The following is a 22,891-nucleotide window of genomic DNA, read 5'->3' as shown; positions in this document are numbered from 1 at the left end:
GAGGCGTCGTGCCTCCCGCCGGCCGCTCCGGCCGAAAGCCCCGCGACACATCGTGCGCGGGGCCTTTCCCGGTTCTACACGTTCTTCCGGTGCGGCACCGTGATGTGATAGCCGGCGTCCAGCAGGCGCGGGAGATAGGTGCGCAGGGCCTGGACGCTCTGCGAGCGCTCGCCGCCCGCGTCGTGCTGAAGGACGACGACGCCCGGGGCCGCCTCCTTCTGGACCGTGCCGACGATGGAGCGGGTTCCGGGCCTCGACCAGTCGAGCGTGTCGATCGTCCAGGCCATCGGCTCCATGCCGAGTTCGGCGCCGATCTGGTAGGTGGCGCGGTTCCACTCCCCGTACGGCGCGCGGAACCAGGCGGGCGGCTCTCCGTACGCGTCCTCGATCACGTCGCTGGTGCGCTCCAGCTCGGAGCGGATCGCGGAGCGCGAGAGCTTGGTGAGCAGCGGGTGGCTCCAGGTGTGGTTGCCGACGATGTGTCCGTCGTCGGCCATGACGCCCAGCAGGTCCTTGTTGTCGGCGGCCATCTCCCCGCACACGAAGAACATGGCGTGGACGTCGTACTCCCGCAGGGTGCGCAGGATCTCGGGGGTGAAGTGCGGGTCGGGGCCGTCGTCGAAGCTCAGCACCATCGTGCGGCCGCGGCCCGAGACCCGCATGAAGGGCTCGTTGCGGACGAGGGTCCGCAGCTGTGTGCCGCGCGGCGGCGGGCCGTACCCGGCGAGCGGCTGGAGACGGTAGGCGGAGGGCTTGAGGGCCCGTGCGGCCGGCGGGCCGGAGAGCGGGAGGCTCCGCGCCGGCTCCACGGCCTGATCGGTGGTCAGGAGACGGGCCGTGCCCGCGGCTCCGGCCGCCCCCAGGACAGCGGCGCCGGCGACCAACGCCCGGCGTCGGGTAATCAGCTGATCCTTTTTCATGACTAATCAGTCACCCGGCCGAGGGGCCACCACGCCGAGCACCACCGGTAGGGCCTCACGAATGCACCCGCGTGGACCATTCAGCGGCGGCGCACCAGCGGGAACGGCAGCGTCTCGCGGATCGTCAGACCGGTGAGGAACATGACGAGCCGGTCCACGCCGATGCCGAGGCCGCCGGTGGGCGGCATCGCGTACTCCAGCGCGTCCAGGAAGTCCTCGTCGAGCTCCATCGCCTCGGGGTCTCCCCCGGCGGCCAGCAGCGACTGCTCGGTGAGCCGCCGGCGCTGCTCCACCGGGTCGGTCAACTCCGAATAGGCGGTGCCCAGTTCCGTACCGAAGGCGACGAGGTCCCAGCGTTCGGCGAGCCGCGGGTCGGTGCGGTGCTGCCGGGTGAGCGGGGAGACGTCGGTCGGGAAGTCCTTGTAGAACGTGGGAAGCCCCGTCTTCTCCTCCACGAGACGTTCGTACATCTCCAGGACGACGTCGCCGCGCCCGTCGTCCGCCGTGTACGGCACGCCCGCGCGGTCGCACAGCCGCAGCAGCCTCTCCAGGTTCGTGTCCGCGTCGATCTCGTCCCCCAGCGCCTCGGAGACGGCGCCGTACACCGTCTTGACGGGCCACTCCCCCGAGATGTCGTACTCGACCCCGTCCTTGCGGGCCACCGGTGAGCCGAACGCGGCGGTCGCGGCGCCCTGGATCAGCTCGCGGACCAGATCGAGCATCACGTCGTAGTCCGCGAAGGCCTGGTACGCCTCCAGCATCGTGAACTCGGGGTTGTGCTTGTAGGAGACCCCCTCGTTGCGGAAGGTGCGGCCCAGCTCGAACACCTTCTCCATGCCGCCGACGCACAGCCGTTTGAGGTAGAGCTCGGGCGCGATGCGCAGGTAGAGGTTCAGGTCGTAGGCGTTGATGTGGGTGGTGAAGGGCCGGGCGTTGGCTCCGCCGTGGATCTGCTGGAGCATCGGGGTCTCGACCTCCAGGTAGCCGCGGTCGAGCAGCCCCTGGCGCAGGGCCTGTACGGCCGTGGAGCGGGCGCGTACGACCTCGCGGGCGGCGGGGCTGGACACCAGGTCGAGATAGCGGCGGCGGACCTTCGCCTCGGGGTCGGCGAGGCCCTTGCGCTTGTCGGGGAGCGGGTGCAGGCACTTGGCGGTCAGCCGCCAGTCGGTGACGAAGACCGTGCGCTCGCCGGAGTCGCTCGCGCCCGCCAGACCGTCGGCGCCGATGTGGTCGCCGATGTCGATCACCTGCCGGAAGCGGTCGAGCGCGGCGCCGGACTCCTTGCGGGTGAGGGCGATCTGGAGGTCGCCCGACCAGTCGCGCAGCACGGCGAAGAGGATCCCGCCGAAGTCGCGTACGAGCATCACGCGTCCGGCGACGGTGACGTCCTCGCCGCCGCGCACCTCGGCCAGGACGTGGGTGCGCGGCGGGATGCCGACCGGGTAGGGGTCGGTGCCCTCGGCGCGCAGCCGGTCGAGTTTGCGGTGCCGCACCCGGACCTGGTCGGGCAGCCCGGTGGTGGGATCGTCCGTCCGGGCCGCGCCCTCGGCGTCGAGGCCGAGGGCCGCCAGGGACGGCAGGCCCGCGGTCGTGGCGGGTGCGGGGGCGCCCTTGGTGTGCCCCTTGCCCCACAGGCTGCGCAGCGAGGGCACGGAGACGAAGCCCTCGGCGATCGCGGAGGCCATTCCGATGCGCGCGAGGGCGCCGGTGTCGCCGTAGCAGATGAAGCGCGGGTACCAGTCCGGGTGGTACTTGGCGTTGGAGCGGTAGAGGGCCTCCAGCTGCCACCAGCGGGAGAAGAACAGCAGCAGCCGGCGCCAGAGTCTGAGCACGGGTCCCGCGCCGATGCGGGCGCCCTCCTCGAAGACGGAGCGGAACACGGCGAAGTTGAGGGAGATGCGCCGGACCCCGAACTTGCCGGCGACCGCGCAGACCTCCGCGACCATGAACTCCATGACGCCGTTGGGCGCGCTGCGGTCGCGGCGCATGAGGTCCAGGGAGATGCCGTCGCGGCCCCAGGGCACGAAGGAGAGCAGGGCGAGCAGCTTGCCGTCGGACCCCATCGCCTCGACGAGCAGGCAGTCGCCGTCCTCGGGGTCGCCGAGCCGGTCGAGGGCCATCGAGAAGCCGCGCTCGGTCTCGGTGTCGCGCCAGGCGTCCGCCCGGCCGACGATCTCCTCCATCTCGCTCTCGGAGAGGGTGGAGTGCCGGCGGACCCGGCACGTGGCGCCGGAGCGTTTGACGCGGTTGACGGCCTGCCGGGTGACGCGCATCTCGCGGCCGGACAGATCGAAGCCGGCGATGTTCAGGATGGCCTCGTCGCCCAGTTGGAGCGCGCCGAGCCCGGAGCGCGCGAACGCCTTGGCGCCCTCCTCGGAGGCGCCCATGACGGCCGGTGCCCAGGCGTAGCGGCGGGCGATGTCCAGCCAGGCGGCGATCGCGTGCGGCCAGGCCTCCCGGTCGCCGACCGGGTCGCCGCTGGCGAGGCACACCCCGGCCTCGACGCGATAGGTGACGGCCGCCTTGCCGCTGGGCGAGAAGACGACGGCCTTGTCGCGGCGGGTGGCGAAGTAGCCGAGGGAGTCCTCGCCGCCGTACGCCTGGAGCAGGGCGCGGATCCGGGACTCCTCGTCGCCGTGCAGGGCCGCGACCAGGCGCTGGGAACGGAAGAGCGTGGAGGCCGCGTTGAGCAGGGCGAGAGCGCCGAACAGTCCGAGGACGAAGAACAGCCAGTGCGGTGGACGGCCGTCGAAGGAGCGGCCGGAGACGAGTCCGCCGCAGACCCGGTTGGCGGCCCACAGCAGCCGCTGGCCCTCCGCCAGGGTGCCCGGGAACAGTGCGACCAGGCCCCAGCCGAGGAGGATCGCCAGGACGAGCCCGGTGACCAGGACGAGCAGGGCCCGTCGTACGGCGGCGCGGCGCGAGTCGGCGTAGAACTCGCGGCGGGCCACGATCAGCAGGGCGAGCAGCAGCCCGCAGACGATGAGCGAGGGGATCGAGGCGGCGTACAGGCCGACGGCGACCCCGAGGGCGTCGGTCAGGACGAGCAGGCCGAGATAGACGACGACGAGCCACCAGGCGATCTTCTTGCGGGCGGCCGTCGCGGCGGCGAGCAGGAAGAGGAACACGGCGTACGCGAGGTTGGCGCTGACCGGGATGATCAGCAGGTCGAGGAAGCGCACGACCGGGCGCAGCACCGCGCGTACCGGGGGGATGAACGCGAGCAGGGTGCAGAGCAGGCCGATGGCGGCGAAGAAGGTCGCGAAGCCCTCGGGCACCTTGCTGAGGAAGCCGGTCCTGGGCGGCCGTGGCGGGCCGCTGGCGGTCTTCGGCGGGCGGGCCTCCACAGTGGCACTCATGGTTCCGACTGTAGGAAGGGCGGCGGTGGCGCGCCCGTCGAGCGGATCTCCGCCGCTCCCCCGAGGCGGTGGGACCTGGGGGTTCCGATAGCCTCGCAGCCGTGACGGAAGAGCAGCACGCGCATCGGTTCGAACGCGGCACGGACGGTCCCAAGGTCATCGTCGTCGGGGTGGACGGCTCGGACTCCTCCCTGCGTGCCGCGGCCTACGCCGGTGGTCTGGCGCGGCGGCAGCGGGCGCTGCTGGCGGTGGTCTACGTCCAGCCGGTGATGGCCGCGGGAGCCGCGCTCGGGGTGCCGGTCGCGGAGACGACCGACGAGATCGCCGAGGATCTGATCCAGTACATCCGCGACGCCGCCGAGCGGGTGAAGGACATATTCGATGTGCGCTGGGAGTTCCACACCTTCCGTGGTGACCCCTACAACGGTCTGGTCACCGCCGCGGACGAGCTGAAGGCGGACGCCGTGGTGGTGGGGGCCTCCGAACAGGCCGGGCACCGGATCGTGGGGTCGGTGGCGATCCGGCTGGTGAAGGCGGGCCGCTGGCCCGTCACGGTCGTGCCGTAGGGGCACGCCGGGGCCGGTCCGGTTTCCCGGCCACGCTGCCCCTGGGTCACCCGGCCCCTGGGTCGCCCGGTCACTCGGGCAGCGGGTCACCCGGGCAATGGGTCACCCCCGGCACCCGGCCCACCCGCGCCGGGACGCCGTACGGGAGGCTCCGGACGCGTCAGCGGGCCAGCGGGTCACTCGGTCATGACGAGTCCGGCCCGCCCCGCGCCCCGGCCGAGGACGACATCGCGGATCCGGTCGCGCACGGCACCCACGGCGGCACCCTGCCTCAGCGCCGCGTCGAGGTCGACGACCCGGCCGGCGTCGAGGTCGAAGGCCAGCGGGATGAACTCGGCCTTCGTCACCTCCCAGCGCTGCGAGGGCCGCGCGGGCGGCGAGAAGGTGAAGCGGCCGAGGGTGCCCTGGTCACCGCGCGGGTCCTGGACTCCCTGGTCGTCGTACATCTCCCCGGCGATCTGGTCGCCGGTGCCGTAGACCACCCAGGTGCCGTTGACCTTCTCGTACGGCATCGGGACATGGGAGCGGGTGCCGATGATCAGGTCGATGTCGGGGCGCCCGCCGGTGCGGGAGGCGGTCAGGCGCCCGGCCAGGCTCAGCTGGTTCGCGTCCGGCCGGTCCTGCCATTCGGTGCCCCAGTCGAGCGAGACGACGACCACGTCGGCGCCGGCCGCCCGGGCGGCCCGGGCGTCCGCGACGATCCGGTCGGGGTCGGCCAGGCCGACCGCCCAGGGCTGTCCCGGCGGGAGCGGGAGTCCGCCGGTGCCGTCGGTGTACGCGAGATGGGCGACGCGGGCGCTGCCGGCCCGCAGCAGGGTGACGGCGCCCGACTCCTGTGCGCTGCGGGCCGATCCGGCGTGCCGCACGCCGGCGCGGTCCAGCGCGTCCAGGGTGCGCCGGACTCCGTCGGCGCCGTCGTCCAGGGCGTGGCCGGAAGCGGTGGAGCAGGAGTCGTAGCCGGTGGCGGCGAGGCCGTCGGCCACCTGGGGCGGGGCCTTGAAGACGTACGCCCCGGTCCGGTCGTCGCCCGGGTCGTACACGGTCCGCAGGTGACAGAGCGCCAGGCCCGCGCCGGAGACGGCGGGGCGGACGCCCGCGAGCATGGGCCGGAAGTCGTATCCGGCGCCTCCCGCGTCGGAGCCCGCGCGTTCGAGGACCGAGCTGTCCGGCAGGATGTCGCCGCCGGCGACGAGGGTGAAGCCGCGGGCGGCGGCTGGGCCGGGCCGTCCGTCGCGGTGCCGCGCGGTCGTGTCGTGGGTCTGGGTGACCAGCGCGGCCCCGATGAGGGCGGCAGCGAGGGCCAGTTGGATCTGTCGCGCGCGTGTGATCATGCCGGGCCCCATGCGGTCGCATTTAATTACCAATGGATATGAATCCACGGGTATGGACCGGCGCCAGTCAAGGAGACACCCTCGCGGCTCACCCGTTCGGCGTTCACGAACGAGGCGGCCGGGGCGAGGCGGCCCGGGCGAACGGCCGTACGGACCCGGTGGTCGCGGAACGCGGCGCTCCACGGCGGCCGACCGTTCGGCGCACCGTTCGCCGACCGCTTCGACCGCCCGGCGCACAACCCTGTCCCCGCCCTGTCCGCGCGGGATGCGGGGCGCTGACATACACGCCATGACGGCCGGAACCACCACCATCACCCCGAGGACGACCGCCGAGCACGAGCTGGCAGCGCTGCAACGCGAGCACGGCCGCCCCCTCTTCGCCCTGCTGCTGCGCCTGTCCGACGGCGACCGCCAGCGCGCCGAGGACCTGGTGCAGGAGACGTTCGTACGCGCCTGGCAGCATCCCGAGGCCCTGCGTGCCGACGCCTTCGAGTCCGTACGGCCCTGGCTGCTGACCGTGGGACGACGGCTGGCCATCGACGCGCGGAGGGCCCGCCAGGCACGGCCTCCCGAGGTCCCCGACACGGTCCTGGACAACGCGCGGGTCTGTGCGGATCACGCCGAACGGTCGGTGGCGACCCTGGATGTGCGGGAGGCTGTGAAGACACTCACTCCCGAACACCGTGAAGTCCTGGTGCTGGTGTACTTCCAGGGGGCGAGTGTGGCGGAGGCCGCCGCGGCACTGGGAATTCCACCCGGTACGGTGAAATCCCGCGCGTACTACGCGCTGCGTGCCCTGCGCCGGGTCCTTCCCGGATATGCGGCCGACCTGCGTTGAAACCGACGACTTGGTCAAGCCTCCGTAAAGCGCCTTGCTGAGGACCATGGTTGAGCAATCAGCTTGCCTCATCCGTTTTCCGGACTGGGGCCCGGGGTCGGGCGACGCGCACGCACCGGAGGAAGGCAGGAAGGGATGCTGCACAGAGGGCAAGAGAGCACGGACGGCACCGGCGGGGGCGAACTCACCGTCCCCATGGCCTGGTTGTACGCCGAGTACATCGCCGACGAACTGCTGCGGACGGGCGACCTGATGCCGCCCACCTCCTTCGAGTTCCGCGCCGGGCGCGACGCCCTCGCGCTGACGATCTTCCTGTCCGACAGCGGCGGTGAGCTCTCCGGGATCCGGGTCATCACCCAGCTGGAGACCTGGCTCTCGCTGACGGCGTACGACCAGCCCTGGCACACCTGGGTGCGCGAACAACTGGAGCTGCGCGCGGCCGAGGCCACCGGACGCGCCGCGCCCGATCCCGATCTGGAGCTGGCGGCCGCGGCCTGGCGGTGGCTGGAGGAGACGGAACTGCTCGCTCCGGACCTCGACGCGGTCCCCGGCGGCGGCTCCGTGCCCGGCGAGGACGAGGGCCCCAAGGTGTGGACGGCGGCCTGGCGGCTGGGGCTGCCGCTCGGGCATCTGGCCATCCATCTCTTCTGACATCTCTTCTGACGGCCCGTCGCGACCCGGCCGGAACCGGTGCCGGCGGTGGCAACGACCGTGCCGGAACCGGTGCCGGCAGCGGCCACGACCGTGCCGGAACCGGCGCGGGCGACGGCCATGACCGTGCCGGGAACAGAATTCACCCGCTCGCACCAATCCGCGGGCGCCCCCGCTCCGAATGTCCTCTCCCCGATTCCTGACGAGTCTTGAGTGATTCGACGGTCTGCTGCGTACCCGTGGGCAACAGCAACACCACTCACAGTCCGCACCAACGCCACGAGGATTCGGTATTCGGTATGAGGTCCCTTGAACGGCATGGCGACGTCGGCGCCTATGCGCTCGGCGTGCTCGGCGAGGCGGAAGCCTTCCGCTTCGAGGACCACCTCGTGGAATGCGCTCAGTGCACGGCGTTCGTCAGCGAGTACCGGCCCGCCACACGGCAGTTGATGCTGTACCGGCAGTCGACACCGCGCAGCGTCCACCCCTTCGCCGCCCCCGGGCCGCGACTGCTCGACCGGCTGCTCGGCGAGGTCAGCACCCGCAACCGGGCCGGGCGCCGGCGCTTCCTGTTCGCCCTGGCCGCCTCGGTGGTGCTCACCGCGGGCGGGTCCGCGATCGCCCTCTCCGCCGTCGGCCACGACGCGCCCTCGGGCACGGTCGCCGCGGCCGACCCCCCGTCGAGCCAGATGGCCAGGACCGACGCGGAGACCGGCGTCTGGGCCCAGGTGACGACCCGGGAACGGCTGTCGGGCAGCGAGATCGAGGTCGCGGTCAAGGACATCAAGGGTCCCCGCTCCTGCGAGCTGATCGCCATCGGCAAGGACGGCTCGGAGCAGTCGGTGACCAGCTGGATGGAACCCGCGCACCACGAGGACGCGCTCACCATGCAGGGCGGCTCGTCGATGCGGCCCGAGGAGATCCGCCGGTTCGAGGTGCGCACGGCGGAAGGCGAACACCTCGTGACGCTCAACTCGCCCTGATCGGCACCCTCTTCACCGATCGAGGTGCCGGGTGGGCCGGTTCGGCAAGCCACTTCGGCGCGTCGCCTCGATCCATCACGCGGGTCGGCCTCCGCGGCCCGCCTACTTGAGCAGCCGGGACATGCGCCGGTCGGCCAGCGGCCTGCCGCCCGTCTGACAGGTCGGGCAGTACTGCAACGAGGAATCGCTGAAGGAGACTTCGCGGATGACGTCGCCGCACACCGGGCACGCCTCCCCCGTTCTCCCGTGCACCCGCAGACCGGTCTTCTTCTCCGCCTTCAGCCGTCCGGCGGCCAGCCCGTGGGAGCGCTCCACCGCCTCGGCGAGCGTGCCGCGCAGCGCCTCGTACAGCCGCCGGGTCTCCTCGGGGGTCAGTGAGGAGGCGATCTTGAAGGGGGACATCCGGGCGGCGTGCAGGATCTCGTCGCTGTAGGCGTTGCCCACGCCCGCGATCAGGCTCTGGTCGCGGAGCGCGCCCTTGAGCCGGCGCCGCTCGCCCTGGAGCAGGCCGGCGAACCGCCGCTCGTCGAAGTCGTCGGCGAGCGGGTCCGGGCCGAGCCGGGCGATGCCCGGAAGGAGCTCCGGCTCCTCGGTGACGTACACGGCGAGCCGCTTCTGGGTGCCCGCCTCGGTGAGGTCGAAGCCCTCGCGGGTCTCCAGCGCGACCCGCAGCGCGAGCGGTCCCTTGCCGGGCCGGGGCGGCCCGTCGGGGAGCGTGTCCTTCCAGTGCAGCCAGCCGGCCCGGGCCAGATGCGTGACGAGGTGCGGGCCGTCCGTCCCGAGGTCGAGGAACTTGCCGAACCGGCGGACGGTCGTGACCTCGCGGCCCTCCAGGGCGGAGACGGGAGGGTCGTACGTCTTCAGGACACTGACGGCGACGGGCAGCACGCGCACGATCCGGCGGCCCACGAGACGGCCGGCCAGGAATTCCTTGAGCGCTTCGACCTCGGGCAGTTCCGGCATACCTCCAGGGTGCCATCCGGAACCGGCGGCGCCGGGGATCAGCTCCGTTCGCCGACCATGAACTCGCACCACACGACCTTGCCGCCGCCGCGCGCCTCGACGCCCCAGACGTCGGTGAGACGGTCGACGAGCAGCAGCCCGCGGCCCGAGACCCCGGACTCGCCCGCCTCGCGGCGGCGGGGCAGAGCGCTGGAGGAGTCCTCGACCTCGACGCGCAGTCGGCGGTCGGATCCGGCCAGGACGCGCAGGGTGACGATCGCCGATCCCTCGGTGTGCATGAGGGCGTTGGTGATCAGTTCGTCGGCGACCAGCTCGATCTCGTCGGCCCGGTCCCGGGCCCCCCACGCGCGGACGGCGGCCCGGATCATGTGGCGGGCCTCGCTGAGCGCCTCCGGGTCGCCGGGGGCCACGTGCTGCTGGAGCCGCCCGCCCGAGCGCTGGTCGATCAGACCGTGGCGACGCAGGAGCAGGAGGGCCACGTCGTCGTCGCCGCCGCGGGCCTCGGCCATGTCGATGAGGACGTCGGCGAGATCACTCACGTCGTCCGGGCCGACCCGGATGCGTTCCCTGAGCGCGTGCATGCCCTCGTCGAGGTCGACACCCGGCTCCTCGACGAGTCCGTCGGTGCACAGCAGCAGGGTCTCGCCCGGGTCGAGTTCGACGGTGGCGACCGGGTATTCGAGGCGTCCGAACTCGGCGGACAGACCGAGCGGCAGTCCGCCTTCGAGGGGCAGCCTGCGGCAGGTCCGGTCGGCGTACCGCACGAGCGGGTCGATGTGACCGGCCCGGACCATCTGGGTCACTCCGGTGGACAGGTCGATCTCCGCGTACAGGCAGGTCGCGAAGCGGTCGGTGTCCAGTTCGTGCAGGAAGACCGAGGCGCGGGCCATCACGGTGGCCGGGGTGTGCCCCTCGGCCGCGTAGGCGCGCAGGACGATGCGCAGCTGGCCCATGACGGCGGCCGCGTGGGTGTCGTGGCCCTGGACGTCGCCGATGACGGCGCCGACGCGTCCGCCGGGCAGCGGGATCAGGTCGTACCAGTCGCCGCCGATGTCACGGCCGAGCGAGGCGGAGCGGTAGCGGACGGCGATGTCGGCGCCACTCACGCTGGGGATGGAGCGCGGCAGCATGGCCTGCTGGAGGCCCTGGGCGAGGTCCTTCTCCTGTTCGAAGAACATGGCCCGCTGGAGGCTCTGGGCGATGCTGCTGCCGAGCGCGACGAGGACGTTGCGCTCGTCCTCGGAGAAGCCGTGCCGGTCGTTGTAGAGCAGGCCGATCGCGCCGATGGGGCGGGCCTGCACGATGAGCGGCAGATAGGCCGCCGAGGTGATCTTCAGACCGGTGATGTTCGGCCACAGGAGCGGGTACGACTCGGCGAACTCCTCGGGCGACTCGATGAAGTGCGGTACGAGGGTCCGTACGACCTCGTTCATCGGGTACTGGGCGTCCAGGCGCGTGACCCGGGTGCCGGGGACGTAGCTCGCCTCGGGGCCCGTGGCGACCATGCGGATGCGGCCGGCCTCCACCAGGCCCATGACGAGGCTGGCCGCCCCGAGATGGGTGAGGCCGTGGGTGTCCTGGAGCACGTCGATGACGTCCTGCACCGTCACGGCGTGGGCCAGGGCGGCCGTGGTCAGCTGGACGACGCTGGTCTGCTGGCGCCGTACCTCGTGCTGGGCGGCCTGTTCGCGGCGGGCCGTGCTCTCGTCGAGCTCCGCCGTGGCGTCGCGGACGATGCCGATGATGCGGCGGGGTCTGCCGTTCTCGTCGCGGCGGATGTAGCCCTGGGTGTGGGTCCAGCGCAGGACGCCGTCGCGACGGCGGATGCGGAAGTAGGCGCCGTAGTTCTCGCTGCCGTCCTTCAGGGCGTGCGAGACCATCGTGTCGAGCCGGCGCGACTCGGCCGGCGGAACCCGCAGGGACAGCGTCGACGGGTTCCCGTCGTATTCGTCCGGGCGCACGTCGAAGACCTCGTGGGCCTGGGCGTCCATCTGCATCAGACCGGTGTCCAGGTCCCAGTCGAAGCTGCCCATGCGGTTGAGCGCCAGGATCGGATCCGGGTGGGCGGGCCAGTCGTCCGGGAGTGACAGGGCGCTCGCTCCCCGATCAACCATGGGGCCACCATGCCAGTATTTGCCCGATTGTTCGACTTCTGGGAGGCCCGTTTCCGGCCCCTCGGACGGGCGGGTGTTCACGTGCCGGGGGGATCGGCCGAGACGTCGAAGACGCTGTCCGGACCGGTGGGGTCGTCCGGGATCAGCCCGCCGTCGGGAGCCTCGGGGCCGTCCGGGGAGCTGTCCTCGGTCGGCGTGCCCGGCTCGTCGGAGGGGACCCCCGGGTCCGGGGAGCCGGAGCGGTCGGGGGCGGCCGGGTCCGTGCGCGGGGCCGTGGCGCCGTCCGAGGGGGCCGGGGTGGTGCCTGGCCCGGTTTTCGGCGACGCCGTGACCGTGGCCCCTGGGCAGTGCGAGGGCTCGGCGCTCGGGCGCGCCGGCACGGCCACGTCCATGGCGGCGCCGTCCGTCGCAGGGGCCGTGGGTGCGGCGCCCGGCCCCGCGCTCTCGCCCGGGGTGCCGTCCCCGGTGCCCGGCGTCGGGGTCACCGTCGCGGTCGGCGTGAGGCAGTCGGAGGCGTCCGGGGACGGGCTCCGGCCGCCCGGTGAGGTGCCGGCGGAGGGCCGCTGGGTCGGAGGCGAGTCGTGGGGCCCCGGGCTCGGGTCATCGGGCGGCGGTACGGCGTGGTCGTGGCGGTGGCCCTCGTACCCGACCGGCCGCTCGATCCAGGTGCTGTCGCCGACGTCGACGATCGTGATGTCGGTGATCACGTCGGGCGCCGGTGTCACGACGACGACCTGGGCGGGCCGGTAGCCGCCCCACGGCCTGCCCCGGGTGTCCGGGTTCCCGTCGATGACGGTGGGCCGGCCCAGCGGGTTGCCGCAGGCGCAGCGCACCCGGGGGACGCCCCGGTCGTCGACGAGGACGGCCGTGCCGGCCTGGAGCACAGCCTGGAACCCGGTCGCCCGTCCGGCGGCGAATCCGTGGTCGGTCACCACGGTGTCGGCGCGCAGCACGACCGGGGTCAGCTGCCGCAGATAGTCCGGGACGGACGCCGGGGAGACGCCGGAGAGTTCGGCGAAGACGCGGGCCTTGGCCCGGTCGGCGGCGAGGTAGCGGATCTGCCTGCCGACATCGCAGCTGCCGGTGTTGCGGGTGCCGCCGTACAGGCCGGGTGTGCCGCCCGGGACGGAGCGGACCCCCTGGGTGCCGGTGGCCGAGGGTTGCGGCGTTCGGGTGACGGGCGGCCGGGTCGCGGGGGTGGTCTCGGTGGACCCCGTGAAGGGGTCGGGCCCCCGGTCCGTGAGGGGCTGGAGGAGCACTTCGCCGCCGGTGGATCCGTTCGGCGCCGTGTCCCCGCCACCGGCGTCACAGCCCGCGACGACTAGGAGCGCGGCCGCGAGCGCGCAGGCCGCGGAAAAGGTCCTGGTGGGTATGTGCACCACGTCTCTCCCGTTCGTGCCGGGCAGTTGGTGCCTCATTCTCTGCGTCACCCTCTTGGCGCACGCAAGCGGAAATCGGTCACCCAGCGTCACAATGGAGGGGAGAGGAGCCTGTTCCATGGAGTGGTTCGTCGCACCCGGCTACTGGCTGAGCCGACTGGTGTTCCAGCGGGGTCTCGCCGTGCTGTACCTGGTCGCGTTCCTGGGCGCGGCCCTCCAGTTCCGTGCGCTGACCGGGGAGCGCGGGATGCTGCCCGTGCCCCGCTTCGTGCGCAGGGTCACGTTCCGGGAGGCGCCGAGCGTCTTCCACTGGCGCTACTCGGACCGCTTCTTCGCCGCCTGGTGCTGGATCGGCTGCGCGGTGTCGGCGGCGCTGGCCGGCGGACTCGACGGGCTGCTGCCGCTGTGGGGCGCGATGCTGCTGTGGCTCGTGCCGTGGGCCCTGTACCTGTCGGTCGTCAACGTCGGCCAGACCTGGTACGCGTTCGGCTGGGAGTCGCTGCTGCTCGAAGTGGGCTTCCTCGCGGTGTTCCTCGGCAACGACGAGGTGGCGCCACCGGTCGCCGTGCTGTTCCTCCTGCGCTGGGTGCTGTTCCGCGTGGAGTTCGGGGCGGGGCTGATCAAGATGCGGGGCGACGCGTGCTGGCGGAAGCTGACCTGCCTCTACTACCACCACGAGACCCAGCCGATGCCGGGTCCGCTGAGCTGGTTCTTCCACCAGCTGCCCAGGCCCTTGCACCGCGCCGAGGCGGCGGCGAACCACTTCACCCAACTCGTGCTCCCCGTGCTCCTGTTCACCCCGCAGCCGATCGCGACGGCCGCGGCCTCGCTGATGATCCTGACCCAGCTGTGGCTGGTGCTCTCGGGCAACTTCGCCTGGCTGAACTGGACGACGATCGTGCTCGCCCTGAGCGTGACCGAACTTCCCGGCACCGCGCCGCGGACCGCGGCGCCGCCGTTGTGGTACGAGGTGGTCGTGCTGGTGGTGGCCGCGGGTCTGCTGGCGCTCAGTTACCGTCCGGCACGCAATCTGGTCTCCCGGCGGCAGGTCATGAACCGCTCCTTCGACCCGCTCCATCTGGTGAACACCTACGGGGCGTTCGGCAGCGTCAGCAGGGTGCGCCACGAGGTGGTCGTCGAGGGCACGGCGGCGGAGGTGCCGCGCGAGGACGCCGAGTGGCGGGAGTACGAGTTCAGGGGCAAGCCGGGGGATCCACGGCGCCGGCCGCGTCAGTTCGCGCCGTACCACCTGCGGCTCGACTGGCTGATGTGGTTCGTGGCGCTCTCCCCCGGATACGCCGGCACCTGGTTCTCCGGTCTCGTGGAGCGGCTCCTGGAGAACGACCGGGACACGCTGCGGCTGCTGCGCCGCTGCCCGTTCCCGGCCGACGCGCCGCCCCGCTACATCCGCGCCCGGCTCTTCCGCTACCGGTACACGACCTGGCGCGAGCTGCGCGAGACGGGCGCGTGCTGGCACCGGACCTATGTGCGCGAGTTCCTTCCGCCGACCCGGCTGGAGGGGCCGGCCGGGCGGCGGGCTCCGCGCCGGTGACGACGGGTGCCACACGGTCGGAGACACGTGCCGGGCCGGGGGGGCGGCGGCTCTCACGCCTGCTCCGGGGCGGGGACGGGCGTGGCGGCGGGGACGGGCGCGGTGGCGGGCAGCAGGCCCTCCTCGCGCAGTTCCCGCCAGAAGTCCGGGGGGACCGGCTCCGCGAACCGCTGGGCGCAGTCGCGGACTTCGGCCGCCGAGCGGGCCCCGGCCAGCACACTGACGACGGCCGGATGGGCGGCGGGGAAGGCCAGGGCGGCGGCCCGCAGGGTGATGCCGTGGCGGCGCGCGATCTCCTGGAGACGCAGGGCACGGTCCAGCAACTCGCCCGGGGCCACCGCATAGTTGTACGTCGCCCCGGGCCTCGGGTCCGCGAGCAGGCCGGAGTTGAAGGCACCGCCGATGACGACCGCGACGCCCCGGGCCTGGGCGGCGGGGAGCAGTTCGGTGAGGGCGCCGTGGTCCAGGAGGGTGTAGCGGCCCGCGCACAGCACCACGTCGACATCGGTCTCGCGGACGAACCGGGCCGGCATCCGCGTCTGGTTCATGCCCACGCCGATCGCGCCGACCACCCCCTGCGAGCGCAGCTCCGCCAGTGCGGGAAAGCCCTCACGGAACGCCTGTTCGGCGTGGTCGTCGGGGTCGTGGAGGTAGACGACGTCCACATGGTCGAGGCCGAGCCGCTCCAGACTGGCGTCCAGGCTCCGTCGTACGCCGTCGGCGCTGAAGTCCCACACGCGGCGGTGCGTGGCGGGCACCGCGAATCCGTCGGCCAGGTCGTCGCCGCCCGTGTCCACGGGTTCCAGGAGGCGGCCCACCTTGGTCGACACGGTGTACCGCTCGCGGGGCAGGCCGCGCAGGGCCGCGCCCAGGCGCCGTTCGGAGAGGCCGAGCCCGTAGTGCGGTGCCGTGTCGAAGTAACGGATGCCGCTCGCCCAGGCGGCGTCGACCGCCTCGTGCGCCTGCTCGTCGGTGACCTCGGTGTACAGGTTGCCGATACCGGCGGCTCCGAAGGACAGCGCGCTGACGGGGATGCCGCGGGCGCCGAGGGAGTTCACCGGGCCGCCGGTCCCGGGAGCGCCCCCGGTCCCCGACGCCTCACGTCCGTGGCGTTCCTGGGCATCCGTCATACGGTGTTCTCCTTCGGGGCGTCGGGACAGCGGTTTCGGCGTCGGGTTCGGCTTCGGAGTCGGCTTCGGAGTCGGCTTCGGAGTCGGCTTCGGAGTCGGCTTCGGAGTCGGCTTCGGAGTCGGTCCCGAGGATCTCTCCTCCCACCGGCCCGCGTACAGCGTCAGGCCCGGCCCGGTCCGACACGCACCCCCCGACGGGCGCCCGCCGAAGGTCCTGGGTCGTGGACTCTCGACGTGGTGCCCCGGCTGCGGGCAGAGTGCTCCACGTAACTACTCGCCAGTACGACACGAGTGAGGAGCGCCCGTGACCACCTGGGCCGGCCGGACCGCCACCGAGATCGCCGCAGCCGTACGCGAGAAGAAGGTCACCCCCCGCGAGGTGGTGGCCGAGCACCTCGCACGGATCGAACGCCTCGACGGACGCGTCGGCGCCTTTCGCACGGTCCGCGCCGGGGCCGCCCTCGCGGAGGCCGACGAACTGGCCGGACGGGATCTCGGCCGGCTGCCCCTCGCGGGAGTGCCGGTGGCGGTGAAGGACAACCTGGCGGTACGGGGCGAGTCGACCCGCAACGGTTCCGCGGCGACCCCGGACACGCCCGCCGCCGAGGACCACGTCACCGTGGCCCGGCTGCGTGCGGCGGGGGCCGTCGTGGTCGGCCTGACGAACGTGCCCGAACTCTGCGTCTTCGGCACCACGGAGGGCGTGTACGGCAGTGCCCGCAACCCCTGGGACCTGTCCCGCACGGCGGGCGGCTCCTCGGGCGGCAGCGCGGCGGCGGTCGCGGCCGGGATGGTGCCGGTCGCGCTCGGCAACGACGGCATGGGCTCCCTGCGCATCCCGGCCGCCAACTGCGGTCTGGTCACCCTGAAGCCGGGCCATGGGGTGATCCCGGCCGGGATCGGTCACGGCGACTGGTTCGGCATGTCGGAGAACGGCCCGCTGGCCACGTCGGTCGAGGACGCCCGGCTGCTGTACGCCCTTCTCGCGGACATCGAGCCGGCCCCGCCCGCGGAGCCCGCCACCCTCAGGATCGCCGTCTCGGTACGCAGCCCGCTGGCCGGAATCCGCGTCACGCGACCGTATACGGACGCGGCCCGGGAGGCGGCCGCCCTGCTGGCCGAGGCGGGCCACCGGGTGCGGACCGCGAACCCGCCGTACCCGCTGTGGCTGAGCACGTCCTCGCTCGCGCACTGGACGGCGGGCACGGCGGTCGACGCCGAGGATCTCGACCCGCGAAGGCTGGCCAGGCGCACCCGGGTGCACGCGGCGATCGGGCGCCGCTTCGTCTCCGGTGTGCGCACGGGGGAACGCCGTGAGCAACTGCGCGGACGGCTGGCGGCGTTCTTCGCGGAGCACGACGTGCTGCTCACACCGGCGCTGGCCCGGCGCGGTCCCGCCTCCGTCGACTGGCACAAGCGCGGCTGGCTGCGCAATGTACTGGCCAACACCAGCTACTCGCCGATGACCCCGCCGTGGAACCTCACCGGCTGGCCCGCGATGTCGGTCCCGTTCGGACGGCTGCCGGGCGGCGCCCCCTGTGCCGTACAGCTGGTCGGTCTGCCCGGCTCCGAGGCGGCTCTCCTCGACGTGGCCGGGCAACTGGAAGTGCTCCACCCGTGGCGGCGCACGGCGCCGCTCGACTGAGGCCCGCGTCCGGCCGGAGGACGCCGTCCGGCCGGACGGCGTCCTCACAGGCCGAAGCCGCGGCCGGTGGTCGGCCGCGGCTTCTCCTGTTCGGCATGGGCGCGGATCCGGCACTGGCGTGCCGTCGTCGGTTCCGCCGGCTCCCGGCGTCGGTCAGTCGACGCTGGGCAGGATATGGGGCTCGGCGAGGTCGTCCTCGTAGCCCGCGAGGCGGATCGGAGCGGACCTGGCCCACACGTCCAGGCTTCCGAGTTTGGTGTCGGACCCACCCCGGCGCTCCATGCGTTCCTTGGGGCCGTGATCGCGATTCGTCTTCTCTGGTGTCACCGCGCACTCCTTATGTGTCGGGTCACCCTCGGGACGTTAGGGCCCGGTGCTCTCGGGTCGCCTGACGCCCGCTCGGGTCTGAGTCGAAGCAGTTAGGGACGCGGTGGCGCCGGTAACTCGTGTGAGAGCAGGCCGTGGTGATGGGCTTGTCCCGGGACGGACCGTGGGTGTGGGTGGACCCCAGTAAGTCTGTCCGTCGGGCTACAGCCTAACCAAATGAGCGGCCCCCTGCTCTATGGGGCTGAAAACGTGAGGTTACTGTCACACGTCATCCAGGACCCATCAGGCCACGATCTGCGGCGATTTGAAACATGATGCCCCGTTCACGACCACCCATTCGGCTCAATATCGCCCCTGGGCGGGGGCGTCGTGACCGGTCAGGGGCGGGACTGCGTCACCATCGGCCGACGGCCGTCGGCGCGTCCGGCTCCGAAGCCGCCACGCAGTTCAGGTCCCGTTGGCCGGTTCGCAAGGAGTCCATGCTCTGCTGTCGCACGGCAACGGCTTTTCTCGCGGGAGGACTGACGTATGGAGCTGCGCAGCGTCGGGGAGCTGATGGATCTGCTGCACGCCTGCCGGGGCCTCCGGGACACCCCCGAGCTCGCCCGCACCCGGATTCGCCCGATCGGGGGAACACCCGCCGGCGGCCCGGTCGATCTGCACGACCACGCCCTCCAGACCGCCGCACTGCTGCGCCGGGGCCATCCCAGCGACAAGGAGCTCCAGGTCGCGGGGCTGGTGCACGACATCGGACATGTGCTCAGGCCGGGTGACGACGCCGGGCACGCAGGGCACGGCGCCGACGCGGTGCGCCCGCTCCTCGGCGAGCGGGTCTCCGGTCTCGTCCGTCTGCATGTCACGGCGGAGCGCTACCTGGCGGCCACCTCGCCGGGCCGCGGGCCGTCCCCGTTGGACACACCCGCCCCGGCCGCCGCGATGACCCCGCGGGAGGCGGCGGCGTTCGAGCACGACCCGCTGGCGGAGGACGCCGTGATCCTTCGGCAGGCGGACGACGCCGGGCGGGTCCCCGGTCTGTACGCCGGGGACCTGGAGGACTGGCGCACCCTGCTGGAACTGGTGGCGGAACGTTCCGCGCGCCTGGGCGCCTCGGACTGACAGCCCCGCCGCACGGCCCGCGGCGACCGCTCCGGCCGGACCCGCCCGGCGGCGCGCCGCACCCTGTCCGGAGGGCGGCGGCGGTCGTCGCGGGGGTCTGTCGGCTGACGGTCCGTCATGAGACGGTACGCGGATGACACCGTCGTACGGTCTCGAGGGCAGGTCCGCCATCGTCACCGGCGCCTCGCGCGGAATCGGTCTCGCCGTCGCCGAGGCGCTCGCCGGAGCGGGGGCCGGGGTGTGCGTCAGCGCGCGGGACCCCGACGCGGTGCGGCGCGCCGCCGAGCGGGTCGGCGGGATCGGGCTCGCGGGTTCCGTGGCCGACGGGGCGCATCTGAGGGAGCTGACCTCGCTGACGCTGCGCACGTTCGGACGGCTGGACATCGTGGTCAACAACGCGGCGACCAACCAGCCCTACGGCCCGCTCATGGACGCCGACCCGGACCGCTGGCGCGAGGCGTTCGCCGTGAACGTCGAGGCGCCGCTGCGTCTGGTGCAGTGCGCCTGGCGGGCCTGGATGGGCGAGCACGGCGGGGCCGTGGTCAACGTGTGCACGGAGGGCGCCGAACACGTCGGCCCGCGGGTCGGCGCGTACGGCACCAGCAAGGCCGCCCTGCTCCACCTGACCCGGCAGCTGGCCGGCGAGCTGGCCCCGCGGGTGCGGGTCAACTCGGTCTCCCCCGGCCTCGTCCGCACCGAGATGGCCCGCTTCGTGTGGGAGGACTCCGAGGAGGAACTGGGCGCCTCGCTCCCGCTCGGCCGGATCGGCCGGCCCGAGGACGTCGCCCGTGCCGTGGCCTGGCTGGTCTCCGACGCGGCCTGCTGGATCACCGGCGCCGACCTGCTGGTCGACGGCGGAACACGGGTGCGGGCGGCCCGGCCGGGCGCCGACGCCCACGCCGTCCACGAACGGCTGCGGCGCGCGGCCCCCGACCCGCGAGGGCCCGCGCGGTAGCAGGCCCCTCTACCACTTGCCGGGCGCGTAGTCCTTCATGAAGACGCCGTACAGGTCCTCGCCCAGCTCGCCGCGGACGATCGGGTCGTACACACGGGCCGCGCCGTCGACGAGGTCGAGCGGGGCGTGGAAGCCCTCGTCGGCCAGGCGCAGCTTGTCGTAGTGCGGGCGCTCGTCGGTGATCCAGCCGGTGTCGACGGAGGTCATCAGAATGCCGTCGCTCTGGAACATCTCCTGCGCGCTGGTGCGGGTCACCATGTTCATGGCGGCCTTGGCGGCGTTGGTGTTCGGGTGTCCCGCGCCCTTGTAGCCGCGGCCGAACACGCCCTCCATCGCGGAGACGTTGACGACGTAGGCGCGTCCCGCGGACGCCGTGCGGGCGGCCTCGGCCATCTGCGGCCGCAGCTTGCTGATCAGGATGAAGGGTGCCGTGTAGTTGCACAGCTGGGTCTCGAGGAGCTCGACCGGGGAGATCTGCTCGATGGTCTGCACCCAGGTGTTGCTGTCGACGACGTCGGGGAGCAGGCCGCCCGCGTCGATGGCGGTGCCCTCCCGGTGGCGGACCACGCTGGCGTTGCCGGCGACCAGGGCGAGATCGGCCACCTTCTGCGCCTCCAGTCCTGAGACGCCGACGGGCAGTGCCGTCAGTCCGTCGACCGCTCCGGAGTTGAAGGCGCCGATGACGTGCTGGGCGGGCAGTTCACCGGCCGGCAGCGGGGCGCTCTCGCTCTCGACGAGCGCGGCGTACGCGGACGGCAGCCGGCGCACGGTCTGCGTGGCGTTGTTGATCAGGATGTCGAGCGGGCCCTGCTCGGCGACGCGCTCGGCCAGGGCGACGGCCTGGGCCGGGTCGCGCAGGTCGATGCCGACGACCTCAAGGCGGTGGATCCAGTCCGCCGAGTCGTCCATGGCCTTGAAGCGGCGGATCGCGTCGTTCGGGAAGCGCGTGGTGATCGTGGTGTGCGCGCCGTCGCGCAGCAGGCGCAGCGCGATGTACATACCGATCTTGGCGCGGCCGCCGGTGAGCAGCGCCCGCTTGCCGGTGAGGTCGGTACGGGCGTCGCGGCGGGAGCGGTTCAGGGCGGCGCAGTCCTGGCAGAGCTGGTGGTAGAAGTAGTCGACCTCGACGTACCGCGTCTTGCAGGTGTAGCAGGAGCGCGGGCGCTGGAGTATGCCCGCGATCCGACCCTCCTCCGTCACCGACGACGGCAGGATGCCCTCGGTCTCGTCGTCGATGCGCTGGGCGGAGCCGGTCGCGGTGGACTCGGTGACCTGCTTGTCGTGAGCGGTCTTGGCGGCGCGGCGCTCCTGGCGGCGGCGCTGCTTCACGGTCCGGTACACACCGGCCGTGGCACGGCGCACGGCGATGGCGTCGGGGTGGTCGACGTCGATCTTCTCGAGTTCGTCGAGCACGCCGAGGCAGACCGCCAGCCGCTCCGGGTCGATGCCGGGACCGAACGCGACGTCCGCCACATCTGTCGTGTCCACGGCGGGGGTCGCCCGGCCGTCCTCTGTCACCGTCATCGCTGCCGTTCCTCGGGTTGTGCGCCGCGTTCGAAACCGCGCTCGCTTTCGAAGGCGGAATTTTACGGACCAATCGCGCGCGGCACCAAACCCGTTGTGATCATGGCGTGCAGGCGGTGATCAGTACGCGCACCTCCTCGGTCAGCGAACGGGCCAGCAGATCGAGGTCGGGAACGGCCTCCGCGTCGGCCACCAGGCCGTAGTGGACCCGCCCCCGGTAGGTGGAGACGGCCACCGCGAGGGCCTGGCCCCGGGCCAGCGGGGCGAACGGATAGACCTCGGTGAGCGGGCAGCCGCCGAGCTTCAGGCCGAGGCTGGGCAGCGGGACGCTGGTGACGAGGATGTCGAACAGCAGCCGGGCGGCCTGGCCCACGACGGGCCCGCCGAGCCGGTGTCCGAGCGGCGGGACGTGGTCGGCGAGCAGCGCGACCGCGCCTGCGCCCCGGTTGGGTCCGGCGTCCTTGTTGCGGTCCATCGCCGTCCGTACGGCACGCAGCCGGCCGAGGGGGTCCGGATCGTCGACCGGAAGCCGTATCAGATAGCCGGAGAGCCGGTTGCCCTGTGGCTGCGCGGTGCGCGGCCGGCGCCGGGAGACGGGGATCAGCGCGCGCGGGGAGACTCCCTCGCTGCCGTCGCCGCGTTCGTCGAGCCAGCGGCGCAGGGCGCCCGCGACGACGGCGATCAGGACGTCGTTGACGGTGCCGCCGACGGTCTTGCGGACGGTGTGCACGTCGTCCAGGTCGATGACCACGCCGGCGGTGCGCCGGGTGCCGGTGGGCGCGGAGGTGAGGGCGGGCGAGGACTGCGCGCCGAGTGTGGCGCGGGCCACCGAGGTGCCGATGTCGAGGGCCCGGCCCACGTCCGAGAGGGTGCCGCGGACCAGTCCGGGCAGCTTGCGCACGTCCGGGAACAGCCCCCTGGGCGGTTCCGCGGGGCGCGGCCGGGGTTCCGGCAGGTCCATCGGGTCCATGAGGGCGGCGGCGAGCATCAGCGCCCTGAGCCCGTCGGCGAGCGCGTGGTGGAACTTGAAGAGCACGGCGAAGGACGTGCCGTCCTCACCGGGCAGCACATGGGCCTCCCACGGCGGCCGGCCGCGCTCCAGCGGGCGTTCCATGAGCCGCCCGGCCACGGCGTGGAAGTCGGCGGCCGGCTTGTGCAGCAGGACGTGGTCCAGCGGCTCGAAGTCGGGCGCGGGCTCGCGGGCCGCGCTGCCGAAGGCGAGCGGCGCGGTGGGCTGCCACACGTCGCGGATCCGCATGCGCAGGCCGGGGACGGCCGCGGCGCGGGCCGCCAGCAGGTCGGCCGCGTGGGCGCCGGCGGCCGGCGAGTGCGCGGCGAAGACACCGAGGGCTCCGAGGTGCATCGGATGCCGCTCGGACTCGATGTTCCAGAACGCCAGGTCGAGTGGTGCGAGGAGGTCGGAGATCAAGGGCATGCTCTCGCGTCGACGACGGGTTGGACGTGCAGTCAAACCCGGACTGGTGATTACGGTCAAGTACGCTCAAGTTACGCACAGTTAACAGCTGATTAAGTCCCGC

The 22,891-nt window shown here is 72.7% G+C and carries 18 protein-coding genes; 8 read left to right on the top strand and 10 right to left on the bottom strand.

The genetic code is table 11. From position 1 onward, the window contains the following. Positions 1-74: 74 nt before the first annotated feature. Complete coding sequence (locus tag ACZ4AA_RS26070) at positions 75-920, bottom strand: polysaccharide deacetylase family protein (RefSeq protein WP_467607549.1); 846 nt, start codon at positions 918-920, stop codon at positions 75-77. A gap of 80 nt (positions 921-1,000) precedes the next feature. Further along, entirely contained in the window at positions 1,001-4,279 is a 3,279-nt protein-coding gene (lysX, locus tag ACZ4AA_RS26065; protein WP_467607547.1) for a bifunctional lysylphosphatidylglycerol synthetase/lysine--tRNA ligase LysX, read from the bottom strand. A 101-nt stretch (positions 4,280-4,380) separates the two neighbouring features. Here lysX and ACZ4AA_RS26060 point away from each other — a divergent pair, with 101 nt between their 5' ends. Then, the gene (locus tag ACZ4AA_RS26060) at positions 4,381-4,845 is read left to right on the top strand and encodes a universal stress protein (protein ID WP_389399799.1); all 465 of its coding nucleotides are present in this window, start codon (positions 4,381-4,383) and stop codon (positions 4,843-4,845) included. A 176-nt stretch (positions 4,846-5,021) separates the two neighbouring features. Here ACZ4AA_RS26060 and ACZ4AA_RS26055 read toward each other — a convergent pair whose 3' ends face one another. After that, the gene (locus tag ACZ4AA_RS26055; RefSeq protein ID WP_467607545.1) at positions 5,022-6,176 is read right to left on the bottom strand and encodes a CapA family protein; all 1,155 of its coding nucleotides are present in this window, start codon (positions 6,174-6,176) and stop codon (positions 5,022-5,024) included. 289 nt (positions 6,177-6,465) lie between these two features. Between ACZ4AA_RS26055 and ACZ4AA_RS26050 the strand changes: the two genes are divergently transcribed. The 3 genes from ACZ4AA_RS26050 (at position 6,466) to ACZ4AA_RS26040 (ending at position 8,648) form a co-directional block, all read left to right on the top strand. Then, positions 6,466-7,014 carry a sigma-70 family RNA polymerase sigma factor gene (locus ACZ4AA_RS26050; RefSeq protein ID WP_467607543.1) on the top strand — a complete coding sequence of 183 codons (549 nt, stop codon included), beginning with the start codon at positions 6,466-6,468 and terminating at the stop codon, positions 7,012-7,014. Between the two features lie 135 nt (positions 7,015-7,149). Further along, positions 7,150-7,665, top strand: coding sequence for a hypothetical protein (locus tag ACZ4AA_RS26045; protein WP_467607540.1), 516 nt, complete (start codon positions 7,150-7,152; stop codon positions 7,663-7,665). Between the two features lie 299 nt (positions 7,666-7,964). Then, positions 7,965-8,648, top strand: coding sequence for a zf-HC2 domain-containing protein (locus ACZ4AA_RS26040; protein ID WP_467607536.1), 684 nt, complete (start codon positions 7,965-7,967; stop codon positions 8,646-8,648). 102 nt (positions 8,649-8,750) lie between these two features. Here ACZ4AA_RS26040 and ACZ4AA_RS26035 read toward each other — a convergent pair whose 3' ends face one another. The 3 genes from ACZ4AA_RS26035 to ACZ4AA_RS26025 form a co-directional block, all read right to left on the bottom strand. Next, complete coding sequence (locus ACZ4AA_RS26035; RefSeq protein WP_467607532.1) at positions 8,751-9,611, bottom strand: Fpg/Nei family DNA glycosylase; 861 nt, start codon at positions 9,609-9,611, stop codon at positions 8,751-8,753. A 38-nt stretch (positions 9,612-9,649) separates the two neighbouring features. Then, complete coding sequence (locus ACZ4AA_RS26030) at positions 9,650-11,725, bottom strand: SpoIIE family protein phosphatase (protein ID WP_467607529.1); 2,076 nt, start codon at positions 11,723-11,725, stop codon at positions 9,650-9,652. Between the two features lie 77 nt (positions 11,726-11,802). Further along, the gene (locus tag ACZ4AA_RS26025) at positions 11,803-13,107 is read right to left on the bottom strand and encodes a DUF6777 domain-containing protein (protein ID WP_467607526.1); all 1,305 of its coding nucleotides are present in this window, start codon (positions 13,105-13,107) and stop codon (positions 11,803-11,805) included. 115 nt (positions 13,108-13,222) lie between these two features. On the opposite strand from ACZ4AA_RS26025, the gene ACZ4AA_RS26020 reads away from it, so the two are divergent. Next, positions 13,223-14,656, top strand: coding sequence for a lipase maturation factor family protein (locus ACZ4AA_RS26020; protein ID WP_467607523.1), 1,434 nt, complete (start codon positions 13,223-13,225; stop codon positions 14,654-14,656). 53 nt (positions 14,657-14,709) lie between these two features. On the opposite strand, the gene ACZ4AA_RS26015 is transcribed toward ACZ4AA_RS26020, so the two are convergent. After that, the gene (locus tag ACZ4AA_RS26015) at positions 14,710-15,714 is read right to left on the bottom strand and encodes an aldo/keto reductase (protein ID WP_467607784.1); all 1,005 of its coding nucleotides are present in this window, start codon (positions 15,712-15,714) and stop codon (positions 14,710-14,712) included. A gap of 376 nt (positions 15,715-16,090) precedes the next feature. Here ACZ4AA_RS26015 and ACZ4AA_RS26010 point away from each other — a divergent pair, with 376 nt between their 5' ends. Continuing rightward, the gene (locus tag ACZ4AA_RS26010; protein WP_467607521.1) at positions 16,091-17,431 is read left to right on the top strand and encodes an amidase; all 1,341 of its coding nucleotides are present in this window, start codon (positions 16,091-16,093) and stop codon (positions 17,429-17,431) included. Positions 17,432-17,584: 153 nt separating this feature from the next. Here ACZ4AA_RS26010 and ACZ4AA_RS26005 read toward each other — a convergent pair whose 3' ends face one another. Next, entirely contained in the window at positions 17,585-17,758 is a 174-nt protein-coding gene (locus tag ACZ4AA_RS26005; RefSeq protein ID WP_385403331.1) for a hypothetical protein, read from the bottom strand. 528 nt (positions 17,759-18,286) lie between these two features. On the opposite strand from ACZ4AA_RS26005, the gene ACZ4AA_RS26000 reads away from it, so the two are divergent. Both ACZ4AA_RS26000 and ACZ4AA_RS25995 read left to right on the top strand, forming a co-directional pair. Beyond that, a complete protein-coding gene (locus tag ACZ4AA_RS26000; protein WP_467607519.1) occupies positions 18,287-18,874 on the top strand; it encodes an HD domain-containing protein in 588 nt (195 codons plus the stop codon). A 133-nt stretch (positions 18,875-19,007) separates the two neighbouring features. Continuing rightward, the gene (locus ACZ4AA_RS25995) at positions 19,008-19,829 is read left to right on the top strand and encodes an SDR family oxidoreductase (RefSeq protein WP_467607516.1); all 822 of its coding nucleotides are present in this window, start codon (positions 19,008-19,010) and stop codon (positions 19,827-19,829) included. A 9-nt stretch (positions 19,830-19,838) separates the two neighbouring features. Here the strand turns inward: ACZ4AA_RS25995 and ACZ4AA_RS25990 are convergent, their stop codons facing one another. Together ACZ4AA_RS25990 and ACZ4AA_RS25985 are read right to left on the bottom strand one after the other, a co-directional pair. Further along, entirely contained in the window at positions 19,839-21,353 is a 1,515-nt protein-coding gene (locus tag ACZ4AA_RS25990) for an SDR family NAD(P)-dependent oxidoreductase (protein ID WP_467607513.1), read from the bottom strand. A 100-nt stretch (positions 21,354-21,453) separates the two neighbouring features. Then, positions 21,454-22,782, bottom strand: coding sequence for a wax ester/triacylglycerol synthase family O-acyltransferase (locus ACZ4AA_RS25985; protein WP_467607781.1), 1,329 nt, complete (start codon positions 22,780-22,782; stop codon positions 21,454-21,456). Positions 22,783-22,891: the final 109 nt, after the last annotated feature.

This window comes from Streptomyces sp. NPDC024698, from assembly GCF_055559015.1.
This window is presented reverse-complemented; position numbering and strand designations above follow the sequence as displayed.